Raw genomic sequence first — 21446 nt, 5'->3', positions numbered from 1 at the left:
GATCACCTGCTTTTTTTCTTACTTCTCTACTGACGCCCATTTAAAGCTTAAATCGCCGCCATATTTATGGTTATACATATTTTTAATTGAATCTCTTTGTAAATATGCTCTACCACGTTGATATACTGGAACGATCGCAGCATCATCAAGTAACATTTTTTCTGCTTCTAATAAGTTCTTCCAACGAGCATTTACATCGCTTCCATCTTTTTTCGCCTTCATAATGATTTCATCGTATTTTGGATTAGAGTACTTCATCTTATTTTGTGACCCATCTGTTACAAACATATCAAGATATGTAATTGGATCTGGGAAGTCCGCACTCCATCCAGAGAATGACATGACATAATCGCCCGCATCTTCTAATTTTAGTTTTTGTGCGAATGGTTGTTGTTTAATTTTTACTGTTAAACCTGGTAAATTCTTTTCTAATTCACCTTTTAAATATTCACCAGTTTTCTTTGATAACTCTACATCTTCATTTAATAATTCTAATTCGATTTCATTTTTACCAAGTTCTTTTTTACCAGCTTCCCAATATTTCTTCGCTTCTTTCACGTTTGGTTTTACAATATCCCCATTTACAGCACGGAAATCTTTTTTATCTGGTCCTTTAATGAAGTTATCAGGAATTAATCCTGTTGCTGGCTTAGAACCGTTATTTAATAATGTATCCACGAATGGCTTACGGTCAAAAGCAAGTGAAATTGCTTTACGAATATTTTTATTTGCTAAAGCTGGATCTTTTTGATTTAAACGAAGGAAGAATACAGATGTATCTTCTACTGTTTGGAAATCTGGTTTTCCTTTATATTTATCAATAAACTCCGCTAATAACGACGCTCGATCAATTGCATTTGTTTCATATAAGTTAATTGGCGTAGATGTATCTTTTACAATATTAAAGTTTACTTCTTCAATCTTCACTTCTTTATTGTCCCAATATGACGCGCTCTTTGTCATTTTAAAGCTACGTTCATGTTGCCAATCACTTAATGTAAATGGTCCGTTATAAAGCGTTGTATTCGCTTCCAAACCAAACTTCGTACCTTGCTCTTTCACAAACTTTTCATTCACAGGATAGAAGATTGGATATACCATTAAATCTACAAGGTATGGAATTGAATTATCTAATTCCACTTCTAATGTATAATCATCAATCGCCTTTACCCCTAATTGATCCGGACTCATCTCTTTTTTATTAATTTTCTCTGCATTTTTTATATCATACATAATGTACGCTGATTTCGCAGCTGTATCTGGGTTAATCGCTCTTTGCCATGCGTATACGAAATCTTTTGCCGTCACAGGATCACCATTTGACCATTTTGCGTCTTCACGTAATTTAAATGTATATTTTTTACCATCTTCTGATTTTTGGAATTCCTTCGCTACACCAGGAACTAGCTTATCATCTTTTCCTAAACTGTATAAGCCTTCCATCGTATTACCCATTACTCTTGAAGAAACTGCATCAGCTGATAACGCTGGATCCATCGTTGGAATTTCTTGCGTTTCAATTAAGTTAATAACTTGCTTCGCACCGCTTTTCCCGCTATCCCCTTTTGCGTTCGCTTGCGGTTCATCTTTTTGGTAGCTACATGCCCCTAACATCATGCTCATTGCTACTGTTGATACTACAAAAACTGGCATCTTTTTTTTCATACTTCCACCCTCCATAAAAATGTTAGCCCTTTCATTTTCAAACAGAAAGAAATATATATATGTTCTAATAATTCATATTATACACACAAATATATTTTTTGTATATTTATATTTCTATTTCATTAAAATTTCCTGTTAAAAAATAAATCTTTGTAAACGTTTCATATTGCTGATTATTCTTACTAAAGTGTTAAAAACAATATTTTTTATATTTTTCTAAATTATCAGAGAAAAATGAATTTTATATCTCATAATACTTTATGTATAATTATCCTTTTGTTTTTATCATAAAATAGCACTCTCTTCATAATAAAAATATGTAGGCTAAAATGAGTGCAAAGGTTAAGAAAGTATGTTACGATACATTTTGCTAAAAATAGATATCGGTAAAGAGGGGACGGACATGGCAGCAATTCAGGCAAAAAACGGGCCTACTGAGAAATTAAGTTTATTCTTATTAACATGGCCTATTTTTCTAGAAGTTTTTCTTTTTATGTTAATGGGGATCGCTGATACTTTCATGTTAAGTGCATTATCAGACGATGCTGTATCTGGGGTTGGTGCAGCGAATCAATACCTCCATATCGCTATTTTGGTACTAGAAGTCATCGGGAACGGCGCAGCTATCGTCGTATCTCAATACCTCGGTTCCAAACGCTTTATGGAAGCATCTAAAATATCAGCATTAGCCGTCACATTAAATTTAATAGTTGGGCTCGTTATAAGCGCTGGTTTTCTTTTATTTTCGAAACATATGATGCTCGCAATGAACTTACAAGGCGATGTACTAACGTATGCGCAAAACTACTTATCTATCGTCGGAGGAGCCATCTTCCTACAAGCTATTATTAACTCATTAGCCGCAATTATCCGTGTACACGGTTTCACAAAGCAAGCGATGTTTATTTCACTCGGAATGAATATGATTCATATCGCTGGAAACTATGTACTCATTTTCGGGAAATTTGGTTTCCCTGAGCTCGGTGTACAAGGGGCTGCCATTTCTTCTGCTGTCAGCCGACTTATAGCGCTTATTGTTTTCTTCTGGTTACTATACCGCGTTATGGAATATCGTGTAAAATTACAATATTATTTCACCTTATCAAAAGAATATATCGGGAAAATTTTAAAAATCGGGATTCCATCTGCTTTTGAGCAAGTTATGTATCAAGCTTGTCAAATTGTCTTCTTATACTATGCAACATATTTAGGAACGGAATCGTTAGCGGCTAGACAATACGCTACGAACATTTCTATGTTCACTTATTTATTCGCTATTGCAATTGGTATGGGAACAGCCATTATTATTGGCCGCCTCGTTGGTGGTGGCGAAAAAGATGAAGCATACGAACGCTTGTGGAAAAGTGTAAAATGGGCGATTGGTGTAACTTTATGTATGGTCGCTCTCGTTATTACATTCCGTACACAATTAATGGGACTGTTTACAGATAATCCGTACATTATCGGGTTAGGCGCAAGTGTTCTTTTACTAAGTGTACTACTTGAAACGGGACGTACGATGAATATCGTCATCATTAATTCGCTTCGTGCAGCTGGTGATGCAAAATATCCTGTTTTAATCGGTGCATTCTCTATGGTGTTAATGAGTTTACCACTAGGTTACTTTTTCGCCTTTCATTTAGATATGGGGCTCGTTGGTATTTGGCTAGCAATCGCCATCGACGAATGGACACGTGCCATTATTATGTTCTTCCGCTGGAAAAGTAGAGCGTGGGAGCGTTATGCACTTGTTAAACCTGAAGAACAAGAGGAGAATGTTTCTGTTCAAGTTCAGTAATTTTGCATATGGATATCACTAATGATACATGAGATTTATATCGGCGATTCTTTAAATATATCGACTGACCGACAAATGTATACAATTCTTTTATATAGTAGAAAAAGAGCCATCCTTCCATAACAGAAGAATGACTCTTTTTCTTATTGATAAATCTCTTTATATTTCTTGTACTCCGCTTCCGAACATAGTACGAAATGTCCCGGGCGAATTTCACGCATTGTTGGTGCTTCACTACCATAATTATGTTGTGATGGATCATATACGATACGTTTACGATTGCGCTCATAATCTGGATCTGGAAGTGGAATCGCTGATAATAGTGATTTCGTATATGGATGAATTGGATTCGCATATAATTCATCACTTGTTGTTAACTCAACGATTTGGCCACGGTACATTACACCAATACGATCACTAATGTATTTTACCATTGATAAATCATGGGCGATGAATAAGTATGTTAAACCTTTTTCTTTTTGTAACTTTTTCAGTAAGTTTACAACTTGCGCCTGAATCGATACGTCAAGTGCTGAGATCGGCTCATCGGCAATGATAAATTCTGGGTCTACAGCAAGCGCTCGAGCGATACCGATACGCTGACGTTGTCCACCTGAGAATTCGTGTGGGAAACGGTTTGCGTGCTCTTTATTTAAACCAACTGTGTTTAATAGTTCATGAACACGGTCCATGCGCTCTTTTTTACTTTTCGCTAATCCGTGAATATCAATACCTTCTGCGATAATATCCCCTACTGTCATACGAGGATTTAATGATGCGTATGGATCTTGGAAAATCATTTGCATTTTACGGTTGAATTTCTTCAGTTCTGCGCGTGATTTCTTACCATGTACGTTTTCACCATCGAACAATACTTCACCAGCAGTTGCATCATATAAACGAATAATCGTTCTTCCAGTTGTCGATTTACCACAACCTGATTCTCCTACAAGACCAAATGTTTCTCCGCGGTAAATATCAAATGAAATATCATTAACCGCTTTGACAACACCACCACTCACGTCGAAGTGCTGCTTTACATTTTTTACTTCAATTAATTTCTCACGTTGTTTAGTCATGTTGTTCACCTGCTTTCATTTGAAGAATGCGTTTTTCAACGACTGCTGGCGGTTTTACTTCTGGAGCTTGCTCGTGAAGTAACCAAGTTGCCGCATAGTGCGTATCACTTACTTTAAATAAAGGTGGGTCCATTTCAAAATCAATTTTCAGTGCCTGTGGGTTACGTGGTGCAAAAGCATCTCCCTTTGGCGGCTTCAATAAATCTGGAGGCGTTCCAGGGATTGCATATAACTCTTCTTCTGAACCATCTAAACTTGGCATAGATGCGATTAAACCCCAAGTATATGGATGTTTCGGATTGTAGAAAATTTCATCTACAGTTCCAATTTCAACAACTTTACCAGCGTACATAACTGCCACTCGGTCCGCAACGTTTGCTACTACACCTAAGTCATGCGTAATGAAAATGATTGCTGCTTCTGTTTTTTGCTGAATGTCTTTCATAAGTTCTAAAATTTGCGCCTGAATCGTAACGTCTAGCGCTGTTGTCGGCTCATCGGCAATTAATAATTTCGGGTTACAAGCTAACGCCATCGCAATAACTACACGCTGTCTCATACCACCTGAGAATTGGTGAGGATATTGTTTTAAACGAGCTTCTGGATTTGGAATACCTACAAGGTCAATTAATTCTAAAGCAACTTTACGTGCATCTGCTTTACTCATCCCTTGGTGTTTAATTAGACCTTCCATAATTTGATTTCCAATTGTCATCGTTGGGTTTAATGATGTCATTGGATCTTGGAAAATCATCGCGATATCTTTACCGCGTACTTGCTGCATTTCTTTTTCTGTTAATTTCGTTAAGTCACGACCTTCAAATACGATTTCACCATTTTTAATGCGTCCAGGAGGATTCGGAATTAATCCCATTAACGCTTTAGAAGTAACTGATTTCCCTGAACCAGATTCTCCTACAATCGCCAATGTTTCTCCTTTTTTCAAATCAAAAGTAACGCCGCGTACAGCTTGTACTTCACCTGCATGTGTATCAAAGGAGACTTGTAAATCTTTTACCTCTAACAATGTTTTCATCTTTGCCTCTCCCCTCTTTTACTTACGCATTTTTGGATCTAACGCGTCGCGTAATCCGTCTGCCATTAAGTTAAACGCTAAAATTAATATACTGATGACAACCGCAGGGATGAACATCATATGCGGATACGTTTGAATAGATTTATAACCATCATTTACAAGAGAACCTAGTGACGCAAATGGCGGCTGAATTCCTAAACCGATGAAACTTAAGAACGCTTCACCAAACACCGCTGATGGAATTGTAAACATTGTCATTACGATAATAGGTCCCATTACGTTTGGAATTAAATGTTTCACAATTAATTGTGTATTTGTTGCACCTAATGTACGAGATGCTAATACATATTCTTGGTTTTTTAACTTTAAGATTTGTCCACGAACAATACGCGACATCCCTATCCAACCTGTAATCGCCATCGCGAGTGTAATTGACCAAATACCAGATCCCATAATGATTACCATTAAAATAACGATGATTAAGTATGGAATACCGTTAATAATCTCCATAATACGTTGCATAATGTTATCTACTCTACCGCCGTAGAATGCTGAAATACCTCCGTATGCAACCCCAATTACTAAGTCAATTGCTGCTGCTAAAAGAGCGATATATAATGATACGCGTGTACCTTCCCATGTTCTTGTCCATAAGTCACGGCCAAGATCATCTGTACCAAACCAGAAGTACTCTTTAATATCACGTTTTTCATATTGGTCAACACCATATTGATCTGTACCGTCAAATGGTAACCAATGAACATTTTCAATAACTGGAATTTTTGGTGGTAATTTCGCTCGACCTAAATCTTGCTCTTTATACGAGTGTTTACTTACCATCGGTCCAAAAATCGCTAATAGTGCAATGATAACTAATAATACAAGGCCAAGCATCGCACCTTTATGTTGGAATAAACGTCTTCTTACATCTTGCCAAAACGTTAGGCTTGGACGGGCAATGACTTCATTATCAACATTATTTTGATTGGCTTGTTGAAATAAATCTGGAGATAATTTTTGTACATCTTTCATCATTTTTTCCCTCCCGCTAAACGAATACGAGGATCAATAATTCCGTATAAAATATCGACAATGAAAATAACTAAAATGAAGATTGCACTATAGAAAATCGTAGTTCCCATAATAACTGTATAGTCATTTAAAGTAATCGATTTAACGAATTGTTCCCCAAGTCCTGGTACAGCATAAATTTGCTCGATAACAAGTGTTCCTGTAATTAATGCCGCAACCATTGGTCCTAAAATTGTTACAACTGGAATTAACGCATTACGAAGTGCATGTTTGACAATAATAACGCCTTGGCTAATTCCTTTCGCTTTCGCTGTTAAAATGTAATCGGCTTGCATAACTTCAATTAATTCTGCACGAGAGAAACGTGCGATTGTTGCGATAACTCCCATCGATAATGCAATTGTAGGCATTACAGTAAACTCTGGTCCTTTCCAGAATGCTACTGGGAACCAGCCAAGTTTTACCCCTACGAAATATTGCAGTAATGCGGCGAATACGAATGATGGTACCGACATTCCGAGTACCGAAATAACTGTTGCACTATAATCTACCCACGTATTATTACGAAGTGCGGCAACAATACCTAAAATTAAACCGATAAATGTTCCTAATATAATCGCTTGTAAACCTAATTGGGCTGATGGTCCAATACGATCCACAATCATGTCTGTTACTGGGCGGTTATCATATTGGAATGATACCCCTAAATCACCTTTTGCTAGGTTACCTAAGTAACGTGCGTATTGAACTGGTACCGGATCATTCAATCCGTATTTTTCAAGAATGATTTCTTTTTGTGCCGGTGATAGCTTCTCCTGGTTTTTAAGCGGAGAACCCGGAAGTAATTTCATCAAAAAGAAAGTCAGTGTAGTAATTAAAAATAATGTCAAAGCCATGTACACGAAACGTTTTAATACATAACGTCCCATATCAAGCACCTCCCCGTTTTTCTCAAAAGCAATAAGATAGTTTAAAATATTCTTACTTTTATTTTTTTAAAATAAGAGCATATGCCCATCATAGGCATATACCCTTGTAAACGATGGAAAAAAAGATTATTTTTGTTCAACAGATGCCCATTTGTAAGTTAATTTACCACCATAGTTAATTGGGATAATATCTTTTACGGCACCTTTTACTACATACGCTGAACCTTTTTGGAAGATTGGAGTGATAACTGCATCCTCTTTAATTAACATCTTCTCTACTTCTAGAAGGTTGTCCCAGCGAGCTTGTAAATCTTTTGTATCTGTTTTAGCTTTTAGGATTAACTCATCATATTTCTGATTAGAATACCCTGTTTTATTTTGAGAACCATTCGTAACAAACATATCTAAATATGAGATTGGATCTGGGAAATCTGGTCCCCAAATACCAAACGCAATATCATATTGCTGAGAATCTTCTAATTTATTTTTTTGTGCGAATGGTTGCTGTTTAATTTTAATTGATAAACCTGGTAAGTTCTTTTCCATCTCACCTTTTAAGAATTCCCCAACTTTTTTAGCATCTTCATTATCAAAGTTTAAGAATTCTAGTTCGATTTTATCAGTTCCAAGCTCTTTCTTCGCTGTTTCCCAAAGCTTTTTCGCTTCTTTTGGATTTGTTTCAACTAGCTTTCCATTTTCAGCTCGGAAATCTTTTTTATTCGGACCTTCAGCGAAATCTTTTCCAACAAATCCGTAAGCTCCAATTGCACCGTTATTTAAAATAACTTTTGCAATGTTATCACGGTCAAAGGACATTGAAATTGCTTTTCTTAAGTTTTTATTACTTAAGTACTGATTACTTTGATTAAATCTTAAGTAAGCAACCCCTGCTTCTTTTCTTGTTTGGAACTCTGGGCTTTTTCTAAACTTATCAACAAATTCAGACGTTAAAGCCGCTCGATCAATCGCGTTTGTCTCATATAAATTTACATCAGTTGCTGTATTTTTTACAATATTAAAGTTGATTTCTTCGATTTTAACCGTTTTATTATCCCAATATGAAGGATTCTTCTTGAATTGGAAACTTTGTTCATGTTTCCAATCACTCATAACGAATGGACCGTTATATAATGTTGTATTTGCCTCTAAACCAAATTTATCCCCTTGTGCTTTTACAAAGTTTTCATTTAGTGGGTAAAATACTGGATAAACTGTTAAATCGATAAAGTAAGGAACGGGATTGTCTAATTCTACTTCTAATGTATAATCATCAATCGCTTTTACACCTAATTGGTCAGCAGGTAATTCTTTTTTATGAATTTTCTCTGCATTTTTAATATCGAACATAATGTACGAATACGTTGCTTTTGTATCTGGATTTACTGCTCTTTTCCATGAATACACAAAATCTTTAGCTGTTACAGGTTCCCCATTCGACCATTTCGCATCTTTTCTTAATTTAAATATGTATTTCTTCCCATCATCTAGCTTTTCGACATCTTCTGCAACTCCAGGCATTCTCTTTTGATCTTTGCCAATACGATATAAACCTTCCATCGTATTATTTAATGCTGTAGAAGATGAAGAATCAGATGCCAATGATGCATCCATTGACGGAATTTCAGATAACTCTGTTAAATTAAGAATCTGTTTTCCGTTACTACTACTCGTAGCGTTCTCTTTCCCTTTTGCTTTTGCGTCATCTTTTTGGTAGCTACACGCGCTAAGCAACATACTTGCAGTTAAAGTTGATGCAAGTAATAACGGTATCTTTTTCTTCATGTTGTGTTGCCTCCCCTAATTGCACTTCCTGTACCCTCACTTGTTAAAAAGTAGAATTGAAAGAATAATCTCCAAGTTTCTACAATTTTCATTATACATATAATATAACAATTGTGAATATAGTTTTTTGTTTTTTTGTTAAAATTTTTAATAAAATATTTATATTTTTAATTTTTCGTAAAGGGATACATTAACATTGCTACCATCATCTTAAAATCAGACCTTTAATTGCGTATAATTTTCAAAAAATTAATCCTAGTACTTATTATAGCTTTTATAGTATAATAATTCTAGTAATATTTTGACGGAGGGGAATATTTTGAATAAAGTTTTTTTTCATACTTGTATACTAATTTTTATAGCGATGATTGCTTCTAGTATTGGTGCATTCCTCATTTCATCTCAATTTTTGTTGAACTTTGTCAACATTTTGTTTTATATTGCACTGTTTTTTATTCTTATCGGCGGTTTTTTATACATATTTCAAAATGGTTTTTTCAATGTAACCATTTACGCATTCCAAAGAGTATTTGGTACGAACAAAAAGATTGACTCTTTAATTGAAGAAGTCGAGGAACCTACAGATAAGAAAGAACGTATTTATAAAACATATTCATTCAAATGGACATATCCAATTTGTATTACAGGTATCTTCCTTGGGTTGTTCTCGACCCTCATTAGCTTTACTATTTTGATGTAGTTTGCAAACACTATCCCATATGATATAATAATCAGCAAAACATTTTGTTATAAAACTTTAGTTCTTTCATATTAAAAGAGCTCAAGTAACAATAAATAAATTTATATGTATGCGATGATAAAGAAGAGTACATATTGAGGCAATTTCAGAGAGCTTGTGGTTGGTGTGAACAAGTAATTGTACAGTATGGAATGGGCTTTTGAGCACCAAACCGAACCGAAAGTAGTAGGCTTTGGCGTTATATCCAAACGTTATTATGGATTAGAGAGATTTCACAGTAGTGAAATAATTAGGGTGGTACCACGGTCCATTCGTCCCTATAGTTTTTGGGATGAATGGGCTTTTTTGTTTGCCTTCTCTTCCCCACATCACGCATTCTATTTTAGGAGGAATTACTTATGTCAGTTATCTTTTCTGGTATTCAACCAAGTGGAACGATTACACTTGGAAACTATTTAGGAGCAATGAAGCAGTTTACAGAGCTTCAAAATGAACACGACTGTTATTTCTGTATTGTAAACCAACATGCGATTACAGTACCTCAAGATCCCGTCGGGCTTCGTAAAAACATCCGCAGTCTTGCTGCACTTTATGTAGCATGCGGCATCGATCCTGAAAAAGCTACTTTATTTGTACAATCAGAAGTACCAGCACACGCTCAACTAGGATGGATCATGCAATCTGTTGCTTACGTTGGAGAATTAGAACGTATGACGCAATATAAAGATAAAGCTTCTGGTAGAGATTCAGTTCCAGCTGGATTACTTACGTATCCACCATTAATGGCTGCTGATATTTTACTTTACAACACTGAAATCGTGCCGGTTGGTGATGACCAAAAGCAACATATCGAATTAACACGTGACTTAGCAGAGCGTTTCAACAAACGTTACCGCGAAATCTTCACAATGCCTGAAATTCGCATTCCAAAAGTAGGAGCTCGCGTTATGTCATTAACAGAGCCTACGAAAAAAATGAGTAAATCTGATCCGAATCCAAAATCAATGATTAGTATGCTTGATGAGCCAAAAACAATTGAAAAGAAAATTAAGAGTGCTGTAACTGACTCTGAAGGTATTGTGAAATTTGATAAGGAAAACAAACCTGGTATCTCTAATTTATTAACAATCTACTCTTCATTCTCTGGAAAAACAGTTGAAGAAATCGAAGCAATGTACGAAGGAAAAGGATACGGCGACTTCAAAGGCGACCTAGCGCAAGTAGTCGTAGAAGCTATTCGTCCAATCCAAGACAAATATAACGAACTAATCAACTCACCAGAACTAGACGAAATCCTAGACAAAGGTGCAGAAAAAGCAAACCGCGTTGCATTCAAACAACTACGCAAAGTAGAAAACGCAATGGGACTAAGCAGAAAACGTAGGTAACATATAAAGCGGAGGCAGCTCGTTCAGCTCTGACTGGATAAGGTTCTTTCGCATAGAAGACGCTTTTTGTCTTCTTATGCGGAAGGTTCTTAGACACGAAGAGCTCGCTGCCGGAGCTGGATTTCTACAAAAAGCGGAGGCGGCTCGTTTAGAATGTGAAGGCGCGAAGCCACCGAACATTCTTGCCGCTGGAACTAGATTTCTACAAAATTAAAAAACCGCCAATTGGCGGTTTTTTAATTTACCTTTTGCTCATTTTCCATTTCCCATAACTTTTCAAAAAATGGCTGTCCTTTTACGAGACGCTCGCATAATTGTTCGTGCTTATCAGACCAGCCTGTTTTCGCTTCATCATACAGCTTAGCCCAAATATCTTCAAATTCCATATGTTGAACCATTCCATATGCTGATGGATCCCACTCTGTGAACCAATAGCGAATTTCTGCTGTGTTTTTCGTTGTATGTAATTGATCTAACGCCATAAATAATAATTGTTTTAGCTGTCTTTCTTTACGAGTCAAGCCATTCATAATGAAAGGCGATGGTGATAAAATATGATGTTCTTTTTCTGTTTCTTCTACTTGGAACTCATACTTTTCTGCTTGTACGTTTTCTACCATCTCATATACCATCTGCTCTTGACGTGGTATAAGTCTACTTTTGCGAATTGGTACATTGTAACCAATTGTGTCAATCGCAATAATTCCTTTTCCATCTGTAACAACAAAGCAATACTCTTGCTGCAAACGTTCATGATTTTTACGAATATAAGCCTTATGATGTACGTCTTCCAGCATTTTTTGCGGAAGCTCTAACAATTCGTTCTCGATGTAATGATATAATGTGGCATCTACTTTTAATAATGGCACTTGATCTAATAGCTCAATCGTATCATCTTTCCGCCATTCGTAAAAATGACAAACGTTATACCCATTCTCTTCACCTTCAAACCAATTTACCCATACATCATGTAGATATAACATTCACTACCCCTCACTTCACTACTGTTTGTACCAATCATTATGTTCATTTTTGCTTAACTTTATTCCACTTGAGGAAATATATTCTAATTATTATTTTTTCTTCTATTAATACTAAAAAAACAGGAAATAGAATTCCTGTTTTTTTATATATGAAATGTATTTGCTTTATTCAATATTTCTTTTGCATCTATAGATAATAAAGAAAGTGTATCTTCTCCTTCCAAAGTTACACAATCTTTGACAATATGAAATCCAAGCGCATAGCCAAGCATCTTCGGATAAGAGTGAAAGCCATTTAATAAGATGTCATGTTCCCTTGTTCCTCGTTTTATACTTATTCTTTCATGTACAACATTTTTCCAATAATAAACAGCCTCTTCTTTTGAAAGATACGCCGTCCACGGTGCATTGTTTTTTTCTGTATACCTTTCTGTTACTGCTTGTTCCGCTAGCCCTTCCATAATCATCGTATCAAGTAATGTATATTCTGTTTCTTTCGTCTCAATTTGATGTAACCTGCATATGTGATGATATTCATGCGCCAATAACACTTTTAATTCTTCTACCGAATTCCGCCCACATACGAATAAGAAAATAACATGACGCATAGATAATCCAGCCCTACCGTTATACTCTTCTTGTACAGTTCGATTATAGGAATCTGATAATAAAATAAAGACAGGGACATCTGGACCTTTTAACCAATTTTTCAGTTTATCATACTCCAGGCTCAATTCTTTCCAAATTTCCTTTTCCTCTAATTCTTTAATTTCCTTTTCTCCGCGCATGATCGGGCGATACATCCCTTTTGAAATTAAAAAGCGATACAACCTTTCTTTTGGCAACGGAATATACTTCGTAAATTTCTCACAAAGTTTTTCTGGCCGTCCATAATATAAATGTAGCCATTCAGCTGTTTCAACAATCCCCATCTTTATCCCTCCTTTTTCTTATGTATATGCTACAGGAGAAAAAGGCGTAAAAATAAATAAGGAGTTTTTTCGCAATCTATTGCGAAAAAACTCCTTATTTCATCGATTATTTATACGATTTAAATACTAACACTGCGTTATGACCACCGAATCCTAATGAGTTACTTAATACTGCATTTACTTCTTGGTGTCTCGCTTGATTTGGTACGTAATCTAAGTCACATTCTGGATCTGGTGTCTCATAGTTAATTGTTGGAGGAATTACTCCGTCTGTAATTGATTTAATAGAGAAAATCGCTTCAACAGCACCAGCTGCTCCTAATAAGTGACCTGTCATTGATTTCGTTGAGCTAATCGCTACTTTATACGCGTGCTCGCCGAAAGTTTCTTTAATTGCCATCGTTTCATATTTTTCATTCGCATCAGTACTTGTACCGTGCGCATTAATGTAATCAATATCTTCTGGCTGTAGGCCTGCATCAGCTAAAGCTTGACGCATTGCACGCACTCCGCCTTCCCCACCAGGAGCAGGCATTGTAATATGGAACGCATCTCCAGTTGCACCATAACCAGCAATTTCCGCGTAAATGTGAGCACCGCGTGCTAATGCGTGCTCTAATTCTTCAAGAATTAGAATACCTGAACCTTCACCCATTACGAAACCGCTACGGTTTTTATCAAATGGACGGCAAGCCGTTGCTGGGTCTTCATTAAATGTTAATGCTTTCGCTGAGCTAAATCCTGCGAATGCCATACTTGTTAGCGGTGCTTCTGCTCCGCCTGTAATCATTGCATCAGCATCACCACGCTGAATTGCTTTAAATGCATCACCAATTGAGTTTGCACCAGATGCACAAGCCGTTACAGAACAAGTGTTAATTCCTTTTGCTCCTGTTGCGATTGATACTTGACCTGCTGCCATATCTGGAATCATCATCGGCACGAAGAATGGGCTCACGCGGCGTGGGCCTTTCTCAGTAAAAATCTTAAATTGTTCTTCGTATGTTTCCATACCGCCAATACCAGATCCAATCCATACACCAATTCGAGGTCCGTTTTCTTCTGTAATTTCAAGCTTTGCATCTGCAACTGCCATTTTCGCTGCTGCTACTGCATATTGTGTAAAGCGATCCATACGGCGCGCTTCTTTTTTATCAATATATTTCTCGACTTCAAAGTCGTTAATTTCCGCTGCTACTTTTGCTGGAAATAGTTCTGGATCAATTCTTGTAAGTCGCCCGATTCCAGATACACCCTTTTTAATGTTTTCCCACGCTGTTTCAACATCTGTTCCGACCGGTGTAACAGCTCCTAGTCCTGTAATTACGACCCTCTTTTTTTCCATACAAAATACACTCCTTTTTTTCTCTCAGTCCTTATTTACCCCAACGAAGAGCGACTGCTCCCCATGTTAATCCGCCGCCAAAACCAACAAGTATAATTAAATCACCGTCTTGAATACGTCCGTTTTGCAATTCCTCTACCATTGCAATCGGAATTGAAGAAGCTGATGTATTACCGAACTTCTCAATCGTCATACTCATTTTTTCTTGTGGTAAATTTAACCTCTCTCTTGCAGATTCCATAATACGAATGTTTGCTTGATGCGGTACTAAGAAATCCACATCTTCTTTCGTAAGACCAGCTTTATCTAAAACGCGAAGACAAGAATCACCAAGTTGACGAACGGCAAATTTAAACACTTCTCTGCCATTCATCATAACATACTCGTCTTGATAAAGGTGCTTGCCGCCACTTCCGTCTGCTCCTAATTCAAAAGATAGAACGCCTTTACCTTCTGAAACAGCTCCCATTACGACAGCACCGGCTCCGTCTCCAAATAGTACTGCTGTATTTCGATCGTTCCAGTCTACAATTTTAGATAGTTTATCACTACCAACTACTAATACATTTTTATACGTTCCTGTTTGAATAAATTGCTGCGCTGTAATCATTCCGTACATAAAACCAGCACATGCTGCACTTAAATCCATTGCGGCTGCATGTTTCGCTCCTATTGCTTCTTGAATTACACAAGCAACTGCTGGAAAAGCACGATCTGGTGTTACTGTTGCTACTAAAATAAGATCGATATCCTCTCCGCTAATTCCTGCATCTTCAAGTGCTTTTTTAGAAGCCTCTACGGCCATATATGAAGTATCTATTGTATCATCGGCAATGCGTCTTTCTGCAATTCCCGTTCTCGTACGAATCCATTCATCGGATGTTTCCATTATTTTCTCTAAATCGTGATTTGTGACTACTTTTTCTGGCACATATCTTCCGATCCCTAAAATGCCCACGTTCACATCGCAGCCCTCCGTTTTATATCAATTATTATGACTTGGTACTAATTTTAAAACATAAATGTATTTTTGTCTAGAATATATTTCGCATAAAACAGAAAGCTAACGCATTATTCACGTTATTTTTCATTAAAAGAAACAGAAACATACCTCTCAAATATAAAAAGACTCAAACCGCTTCTATTTACAGTTCGATCCTCTCTTTCATCTAAAAAGATGCTTTTTTATTCTTTATCTGCTTTCCTTCTAAACTAGAGAGTTCTCCTCACTACTTTTCCTTTATCCTCTTCATATCTCTGGTTTTCCCCCAGGCGAGAATAAAAAAGGCCCTGACCGCTTCTATCCACGGTTCGGGCCTCTCTTCCATCTTAAAAAGATGCTTTTTATTCTTTTTATTCTTTATCTGCTTTCCCGAGCTCATAGGCCTCGTTCATAACTTTCATTAACAACTCTAACACCGGCTGTGCCTTCTCCATATCAAGTGCAATTCCATTATCATCTAAAATTGCCTTTGCTTCCGGTAAATGCTTCATTGCGATTTGTAAAAACTGCATGCTTTTTTCGTTCATATTATGCTCTTCCTCTCCATTAAAACTTTCACATACAATAGTGTAACACGCGTACTACCCTTCGTATAACTCTTTATATTTTTTCATGTGTGCCAGTTGCTTATTTAAACCGTATTCTAACGGAGTATTTCTTTTTATTGAAATTACCTTGATAGCCTCATCTCTTACTTCGTTATTATTTTTATTTACTTTATCATCCGCGCGTAAAAGATTCATACCTTTTTCCCATAATGACTGTTTACCACTAAGTAAATTGTATATACCAAGATGCGCCCCGTTCGTTCCATTTTCCCATAAGTATTCACATACATCTTCAACGTAAAGTAAATCATTCCCCTTTTCCTCAATCGTACAACGGCACTCTTTTTCACCTAATTCTGATAAAATAAGCTGATGAAACATCATAAAGGACGGTTGCCACGGTCCATATAATGTTGGAACTCGAAATACACTATATTGTAAATTCCCTTTTTTCAATCCTTCTTCTACTTTCAAAAATAGTCGCTTATTTTCGGATTCATCTGTACTGCCTACTTCAATAGAAGAAATTAAATTTAACTTCACTTTTTGTTCTTCACACATTCTTATAATTCGCTTTAAATATTGTAATATGACTCTTTCATTCCGAAATCCACTTTGCTGATTTGGCTCATATAAGCAAAAGTAAACAGTATCGAATCTCTCTTCCTCAACCGATCTCCATCCATCTTCATCTCTTATCGAATAATACGTAAATAATGCATTTCGCCCAATTAATAATAACTTCTCTTCATTAATTTTCGTCATACTATCGAATTCATCAAAATCAAGACCATATACTTCCACTTCTTCTGCAATCATTTTATTTACAAGGTGATAACCTACAAACGTAAGTGCACCTACAATTAGCACGCGTTCCATACCACCAACCCTTTCCCTCTGAAACAAATAGCTCCTCATTTATGTATATGGGAGCTTCATAATTCTTCTTCATATTTTTTAAAGAAATCGGTCGTTTGCCTAACCATTTTATATTTCACATCTTGCAGATGGAACAAGACAGAAGTATCACATTGATTTAGTTGCCTCATTTTCTCATATCTACGCAACTGCTGTTTTCTTCCTCTTTTTTCTTGTGTTGATACGAAAATTTTAACAGGTACACAAGATGGAAGAAGCGTAAATGATTTCTTATTTATTTTTGATTCTAATTCTTCTTCTTTGGCATCATACGCCAAACTTAATTCCTTCACGAGTCTCTTGTAAAAAAACTTATGCTCTTTCTCAAACTCCACATATTCTGGTAAATCTAAACACGGATTTAACATAATGACAGAGCGTATACACTCAGGGTATTTGTTCATCATTTCGAGTGCTACAAGTGCTCCCATACCGTCTGCCATAATATGCATTTTCGCATTCAATGTCTCTTTTCTCAACACAACGTCATATAAACGTTTCGCTAGACGAACAGATTGGTCGTTTCCCCAATGTCTTCCGTATAAATTAGAAGAAAAGACTGTGTAGCCTTGCTCAATAAGGCCATGTAAAAAATAAGATCTACCCGCATGCTGTGTCCATAAACTTGTACCATTCTCAATAAAGTAGTTATAATCACCGAGGAGCATAACAGAAAATCCATTTGGCTTCTCCGGTAAATAAATGACACATGGTTCTTTTTCTAAGTAAAAAAAACGTTCCGTAATACTCATTTTTCCCCCGCCTTATTTTCTAAACATATAAAACCACTCTTTTATAATGTATGAACGGAATGCAAATTTGCGTTGAAAAATCTACAAATATTTTTCTATATTCTTTTTTCAATTGTGTTACAATAAGGACAGATTGAACGAATAGAGGTGTAAAATATGCGTTTCATTTGGGCATTAATTTGGTCGTTCTTACTTGTACATATGATGAGCTATGTAATCGGCTCTATGACTGGCGGTACATACGACTTTAACCAAGCGTCTATTTTCTCAGTTGTTCTTGCTGTGTTAGTACTAGCAATTTCAGCTGCAATTCCAAACGAGCCAGTAGAACAACACTAAAAAAAGAGTCCGGATTTTATCCGAACTCTTTTTTATTTTTATTTCACATGAACGACTAACTCGTTATTTTCTACATCAACAACTACGTGACTATTATCAGTAATTGTTCCTGCAATTAATTCTCGTGCTAATTTCGTTTCCACTTGACGCTGTACGTACCGTTTTAATGGACGAGCTCCGTACATTGGGTCGAAACCGGCTTCCACAACAAATTCTTTTGCTGCATCTGTTAATTCTACTGTAATGTGACGGTCAGCTAGACGACCTTGTAGTTCTTTTACAATTTTATCAACAATGCCTTTAATTTCATTCGTTGTAAGAGGTTTGAATAAAATAATTTCATCCACACGGTTTAAAAATTCAGGGCGGAAATGTCCTCTTAATTGCCCCATTACAAGGTCTCTTGATTCCTCTTTAATGGAACCATCTTCTTCTAATCCATCTAGTAAATGAGCAGATCCAATATTTGAAGTCATAATAATAACTGTATTTTTAAAGTCCACTGTACGACCTTGCGAATCTGTAATGCGTCCATCATCTAACATTTGTAATAAAATGTTGAATACTTCTGGATGTGCTTTTTCAATTTCATCTAATAAAACAACGGAATATGGTTTACGTCTTACCGCTTCTGTTAATTGACCGCCTTCTTCATATCCTACATATCCAGGAGGTGCACCAATTAAGCGAGACACGGCGTGTTTTTCCATATACTCAGACATGTCAATGCGAATCATTTGCTCTTCACTATCGAATAAAGACTGGGCTAACGTTTTTGCAAGTTCTGTTTTACCAACACCTGTTGGTCCTAAGAAGATGAAAGAACCAATCGGGCGGTTCGGATCTTTAATACCAGCGCGAGCACGAAGAACTGCGTCTGACACTAAGCTTACTGCTTCCTCTTGTCCGATGACACGCTCTGATAAGATTTGCTCTAAGCGTAATAATTTCTCGCGTTCACCTTCCACGAGTTTCGCAACAGGAATACCAGTCCAGCGTGAAACAATATCTGCAATTTCTTCTTCACTTACTTCCTCACGTAATAAACGATTTTCTTGTTTATTATGCGCGCCCATTTCTTCCGCTTCTTTTAACTCTTTTTCAATTGCGGGAATTTTCCCGTGACGAAGTTCGGCTGCTTTATTTAAATCGTAATTGCCTTCTGCTTCTTCTAATTCACGACGCAAACGTTCTAAATGTTCACGTAAGTCACGAACTTTGTGAATGTCTTCTTTTTCTTTCTCCCATTTCGCTCTCATGCCACTTGCAACTTCTTTTAAATCCGATAATTCACGTTGCAATGTTTTTAGACGCTCTTGGCTACCACGATCCGTTTCTTTCCCAAGAGCTGCTTCTTCAATTTCCAGCTGCATAATGCGGCGCGTTACTTCATCTAATTCTGTTGGCATAGAATCAATTTCTGTACGAATTGTTGCACACGCTTCATCAACAAGGTCAATTGCTTTATCAGGTAAGAAGCGATCTGAAATATATCGATCTGATAAAACTGACGCTGCTACAATCGCACGGTCATGAATATTTACACCGTGATAAATTTCAAAGCGTTCTTTTAATCCACGTAAAATGGAAATTGTATCTTCAACAGTTGGTTCTTCTGCTAATACTTGTTGGAAACGTCTTTCTAGCGCTGGATCTTTCTCAATATATTTGCGATATTCATCGAGCGTCGTCGCCCCGATACAATGCAGTTCACCGCGCGCAAGCATCGGTTTTAACATATTTCCTGCATCCATGGCTCCCTCTGTTTTACCAGCTCCAACTATTGTATGAAGTTCATCAATGAATAATAAAATGCGTCCTTCACTCTTTTTAATTTCATTTAATACAGCTTGCAGACGCTCTTCGAACTCACCACGGAATTTCGCACCTGCTACGAGCGCACTCATATCTAACGCAAAAATCGTTCTATCTTTCAATCCTTCAGGTACATCCTTTTTCACGATACGCTGTGCTAGCCCTTCAACGATTGCTGTTTTACCAACACCTGGCTCCCCAATTAAAACAGGATTGTTTTTCGTTTTACGTGAAAGAATACGAATTACACGTCGTATTTCACTATCACGGCCGATTACAGGATCGATTTTCCCTGCTCTCACTTCCGCCACTAAATCACGGCCATATTTTTCTAACGCTTCATAAGTTGCTTCTGGATTTTGACTCGTCACTCTTTGATTCCCCCGAACTGTCATTAAAGACTGTAATAAGTTATCTTTCGTAATATGCAATCTTGTAAATAATTGATTTATATCGCCTTTTTCTTCAGAAAAAGCAAGCAATACATGTTCTACTGAAATGTAATCATCCTGCAGTTTTTCTGCTTCTTTCCCTGCTCTTACAAGAAGTTGTTGCAGAGCGCTCGTTACATACAATTTTCCAACTTCTGCACCGCTCCCTGTTACAGAAGGTTTCTTTTTAATTAAACTTTCAGCACCTTGCTTTAATGCTTCTATATCAACATTCATTTTTTGAAATATACGTACTGCTAATCCATCTTGCTCTTCTAATAATGCAAGTAATAGATGAACAGTATCCACCTCTTGGTGATGATGAGATACCGCTAAAGATTGGGCACTCATAATCGCCTCTTGTGTTTTTGTTGTCATTTGATTTAAGTCCATCTTTACAGCCCTCCAAAAGTTTGACTTTCTTTGACCTTTGATTTGATTATACGCCAACTGACTTTTTTATACAATAATTTTGCCTATGTATTTTCAAACTTATTATTTGAAAAAGAAAAAGAGAGCATTCATTATACTGCTAAAAAATACGGTAAATGAAATTACAATGTGTAACGACAAAAAAGCCGCAATAATGATTGCGGCTTCTGTTACGGTTTTCTTTTATATGTCCACTGGCGGTTATGATTCGTGTTATCCGGAAACTTTTCACCGGCAGTTAATTTCACCATTTGCGGATCTTTCACCATACTTCCCGTTTCACCAATTTCTACGTAAATGCCATCATTCGGCGCTTTTTGTCCAGAACGAAACCTGCGATTTTGTCCCATCTTCATTCTCCTTCCATGACGTCTTGCCTCATTAGTATATCCATTTTAAAAGAAAGCTTTTCTGTCATGTTTAGGAAACAGTACTACATCTCATTCTTGTACATATATATGAATGACACAAGCGTAAGCAGGGATTTCTTTCCTACCTGTAGAAAAAAAGAAACCAACCTACTCTAGGCTAGTTTCAAA

The 21446-nt window shown here is 36.7% G+C and carries 19 protein-coding genes and 1 other annotated feature; of the genes, 4 read left to right on the top strand and 15 right to left on the bottom strand.

The features are described from left to right. Nucleotides 1-18: 18 nt before the first annotated feature. Entirely contained in the window at nt 19-1665 is a 1647-nt protein-coding gene (locus tag GD442_RS05855; RefSeq protein ID WP_000728609.1) for a peptide ABC transporter substrate-binding protein, read from the bottom strand. A gap of 352 nt (nt 1666-2017) precedes the next feature. On the opposite strand from GD442_RS05855, the gene GD442_RS05850 reads away from it, so the two are divergent. Continuing rightward, entirely contained in the window at nt 2018-3463 is a 1446-nt protein-coding gene (locus GD442_RS05850; protein WP_002164600.1) for an MATE family efflux transporter, read from the top strand. 143 nt (nt 3464-3606) lie between these two features. Here GD442_RS05850 and GD442_RS05845 read toward each other — a convergent pair whose 3' ends face one another. The 5 genes from GD442_RS05845 to GD442_RS05825 all read right to left on the bottom strand — a co-directional run bounded on the left by GD442_RS05845 (nt 3607) and on the right by GD442_RS05825 (nt 9321). After that, on the bottom strand, nt 3607-4542 hold the full coding sequence (locus GD442_RS05845) for an ABC transporter ATP-binding protein (RefSeq protein ID WP_000166348.1): 936 nt from the start codon (nt 4540-4542) through the stop codon (nt 3607-3609). After that, entirely contained in the window at nt 4535-5578 is a 1044-nt protein-coding gene (locus tag GD442_RS05840) for an ABC transporter ATP-binding protein (protein WP_000854346.1), read from the bottom strand. The genes GD442_RS05845 and GD442_RS05840 overlap by 8 nt, the downstream gene beginning before the upstream one ends. An 18-nt stretch (nt 5579-5596) precedes the next feature. Beyond that, nucleotides 5597-6613 (bottom strand): oligopeptide ABC transporter permease, encoded by a 1017-nt coding sequence (gene opp3C, locus GD442_RS05835; protein WP_000974106.1) that lies wholly within the window; start codon nt 6611-6613, stop codon nt 5597-5599. Next, a complete protein-coding gene (opp3b, locus tag GD442_RS05830) occupies nt 6610-7539 on the bottom strand; it encodes an oligopeptide ABC transporter permease (protein ID WP_000534167.1) in 930 nt (309 codons plus the stop codon). The genes opp3C and opp3b overlap by 4 nt, the downstream gene beginning before the upstream one ends. A 126-nt stretch (nt 7540-7665) precedes the next feature. Then, nucleotides 7666-9321: a peptide ABC transporter substrate-binding protein gene (locus GD442_RS05825; protein ID WP_000727217.1), complete on the bottom strand. Its 1656-nt coding sequence runs from the start codon at nt 9319-9321 to the stop codon at nt 7666-7668. 319 nt (nt 9322-9640) lie between these two features. Between GD442_RS05825 and GD442_RS05820 the strand changes: the two genes are divergently transcribed. Both GD442_RS05820 and trpS read left to right on the top strand, forming a co-directional pair. Next, the gene (locus GD442_RS05820; RefSeq protein WP_001044997.1) at nt 9641-10021 is read left to right on the top strand and encodes a DUF3899 domain-containing protein; all 381 of its coding nucleotides are present in this window, start codon (nt 9641-9643) and stop codon (nt 10019-10021) included. A 105-nt stretch (nt 10022-10126) separates the two neighbouring features. Then, nucleotides 10127-10343: a binding site (T-box leader), on the top strand. Nucleotides 10344-10419: 76 nt separating this feature from the next. Beyond that, nucleotides 10420-11409, top strand: a complete 990-nt coding sequence (gene trpS / locus GD442_RS05815; protein WP_000110982.1) for a tryptophan--tRNA ligase — start codon at nt 10420-10422, stop codon at nt 11407-11409. Nucleotides 11410-11645: 236 nt separating this feature from the next. Here trpS and GD442_RS05810 read toward each other — a convergent pair whose 3' ends face one another. From GD442_RS05810 to GD442_RS05780, 7 genes are all read right to left on the bottom strand, one after another. Further along, nucleotides 11646-12392, bottom strand: coding sequence for a YjbA family protein (locus GD442_RS05810; RefSeq protein WP_000966127.1), 747 nt, complete (start codon nt 12390-12392; stop codon nt 11646-11648). 143 nt (nt 12393-12535) lie between these two features. Then, nucleotides 12536-13324, bottom strand: a complete 789-nt coding sequence (locus tag GD442_RS05805) for a DUF2268 domain-containing putative Zn-dependent protease (RefSeq protein WP_000513277.1) — start codon at nt 13322-13324, stop codon at nt 12536-12538. A gap of 106 nt (nt 13325-13430) precedes the next feature. Next, a complete protein-coding gene (gene fabF, locus GD442_RS05800; protein WP_000412656.1) occupies nt 13431-14669 on the bottom strand; it encodes a beta-ketoacyl-ACP synthase II in 1239 nt (412 codons plus the stop codon). A 31-nt stretch (nt 14670-14700) separates the two neighbouring features. Then, nucleotides 14701-15633 (bottom strand): beta-ketoacyl-ACP synthase III, encoded by a 933-nt coding sequence (gene fabH, locus GD442_RS05795; RefSeq protein WP_001100547.1) that lies wholly within the window; start codon nt 15631-15633, stop codon nt 14701-14703. Between the two features lie 389 nt (nt 15634-16022). Continuing rightward, nucleotides 16023-16199, bottom strand: a complete 177-nt coding sequence (locus tag GD442_RS05790; protein WP_001986215.1) for a ComZ family protein — start codon at nt 16197-16199, stop codon at nt 16023-16025. Between the two features lie 54 nt (nt 16200-16253). Further along, nucleotides 16254-17126 (bottom strand): NAD-dependent epimerase/dehydratase family protein, encoded by an 873-nt coding sequence (locus GD442_RS05785; RefSeq protein ID WP_002204825.1) that lies wholly within the window; start codon nt 17124-17126, stop codon nt 16254-16256. A 29-nt stretch (nt 17127-17155) separates the two neighbouring features. Beyond that, nucleotides 17156-17890, bottom strand: a complete 735-nt coding sequence (locus GD442_RS05780) for a lipase family protein (RefSeq protein WP_000028712.1) — start codon at nt 17888-17890, stop codon at nt 17156-17158. 156 nt (nt 17891-18046) lie between these two features. Here GD442_RS05780 and GD442_RS05775 point away from each other — a divergent pair, with 156 nt between their 5' ends. Further along, on the top strand, nt 18047-18229 hold the full coding sequence (locus GD442_RS05775) for a YjzD family protein (RefSeq protein ID WP_001211116.1): 183 nt from the start codon (nt 18047-18049) through the stop codon (nt 18227-18229). Nucleotides 18230-18267: 38 nt separating this feature from the next. On the opposite strand, the gene clpB is transcribed toward GD442_RS05775, so the two are convergent. Both clpB and GD442_RS05765 read right to left on the bottom strand, forming a co-directional pair. Next, entirely contained in the window at nt 18268-20868 is a 2601-nt protein-coding gene (gene clpB / locus GD442_RS05770) for an ATP-dependent chaperone ClpB (RefSeq protein WP_000365401.1), read from the bottom strand. A gap of 209 nt (nt 20869-21077) precedes the next feature. Further along, complete coding sequence (locus tag GD442_RS05765; RefSeq protein WP_000531421.1) at nt 21078-21257, bottom strand: YjzC family protein; 180 nt, start codon at nt 21255-21257, stop codon at nt 21078-21080. Nucleotides 21258-21446: the final 189 nt, after the last annotated feature.

It is taken from the genome of Bacillus sp. A260, from assembly GCF_009861435.1.
GTDB lineage: Bacteria > Bacillota > Bacilli > Bacillales > Bacillaceae_G > Bacillus_A > Bacillus_A cereus.
Note: the sequence above shows the minus strand (reverse complement) of the source record. Positions and strands in the feature narration are given on the sequence as shown.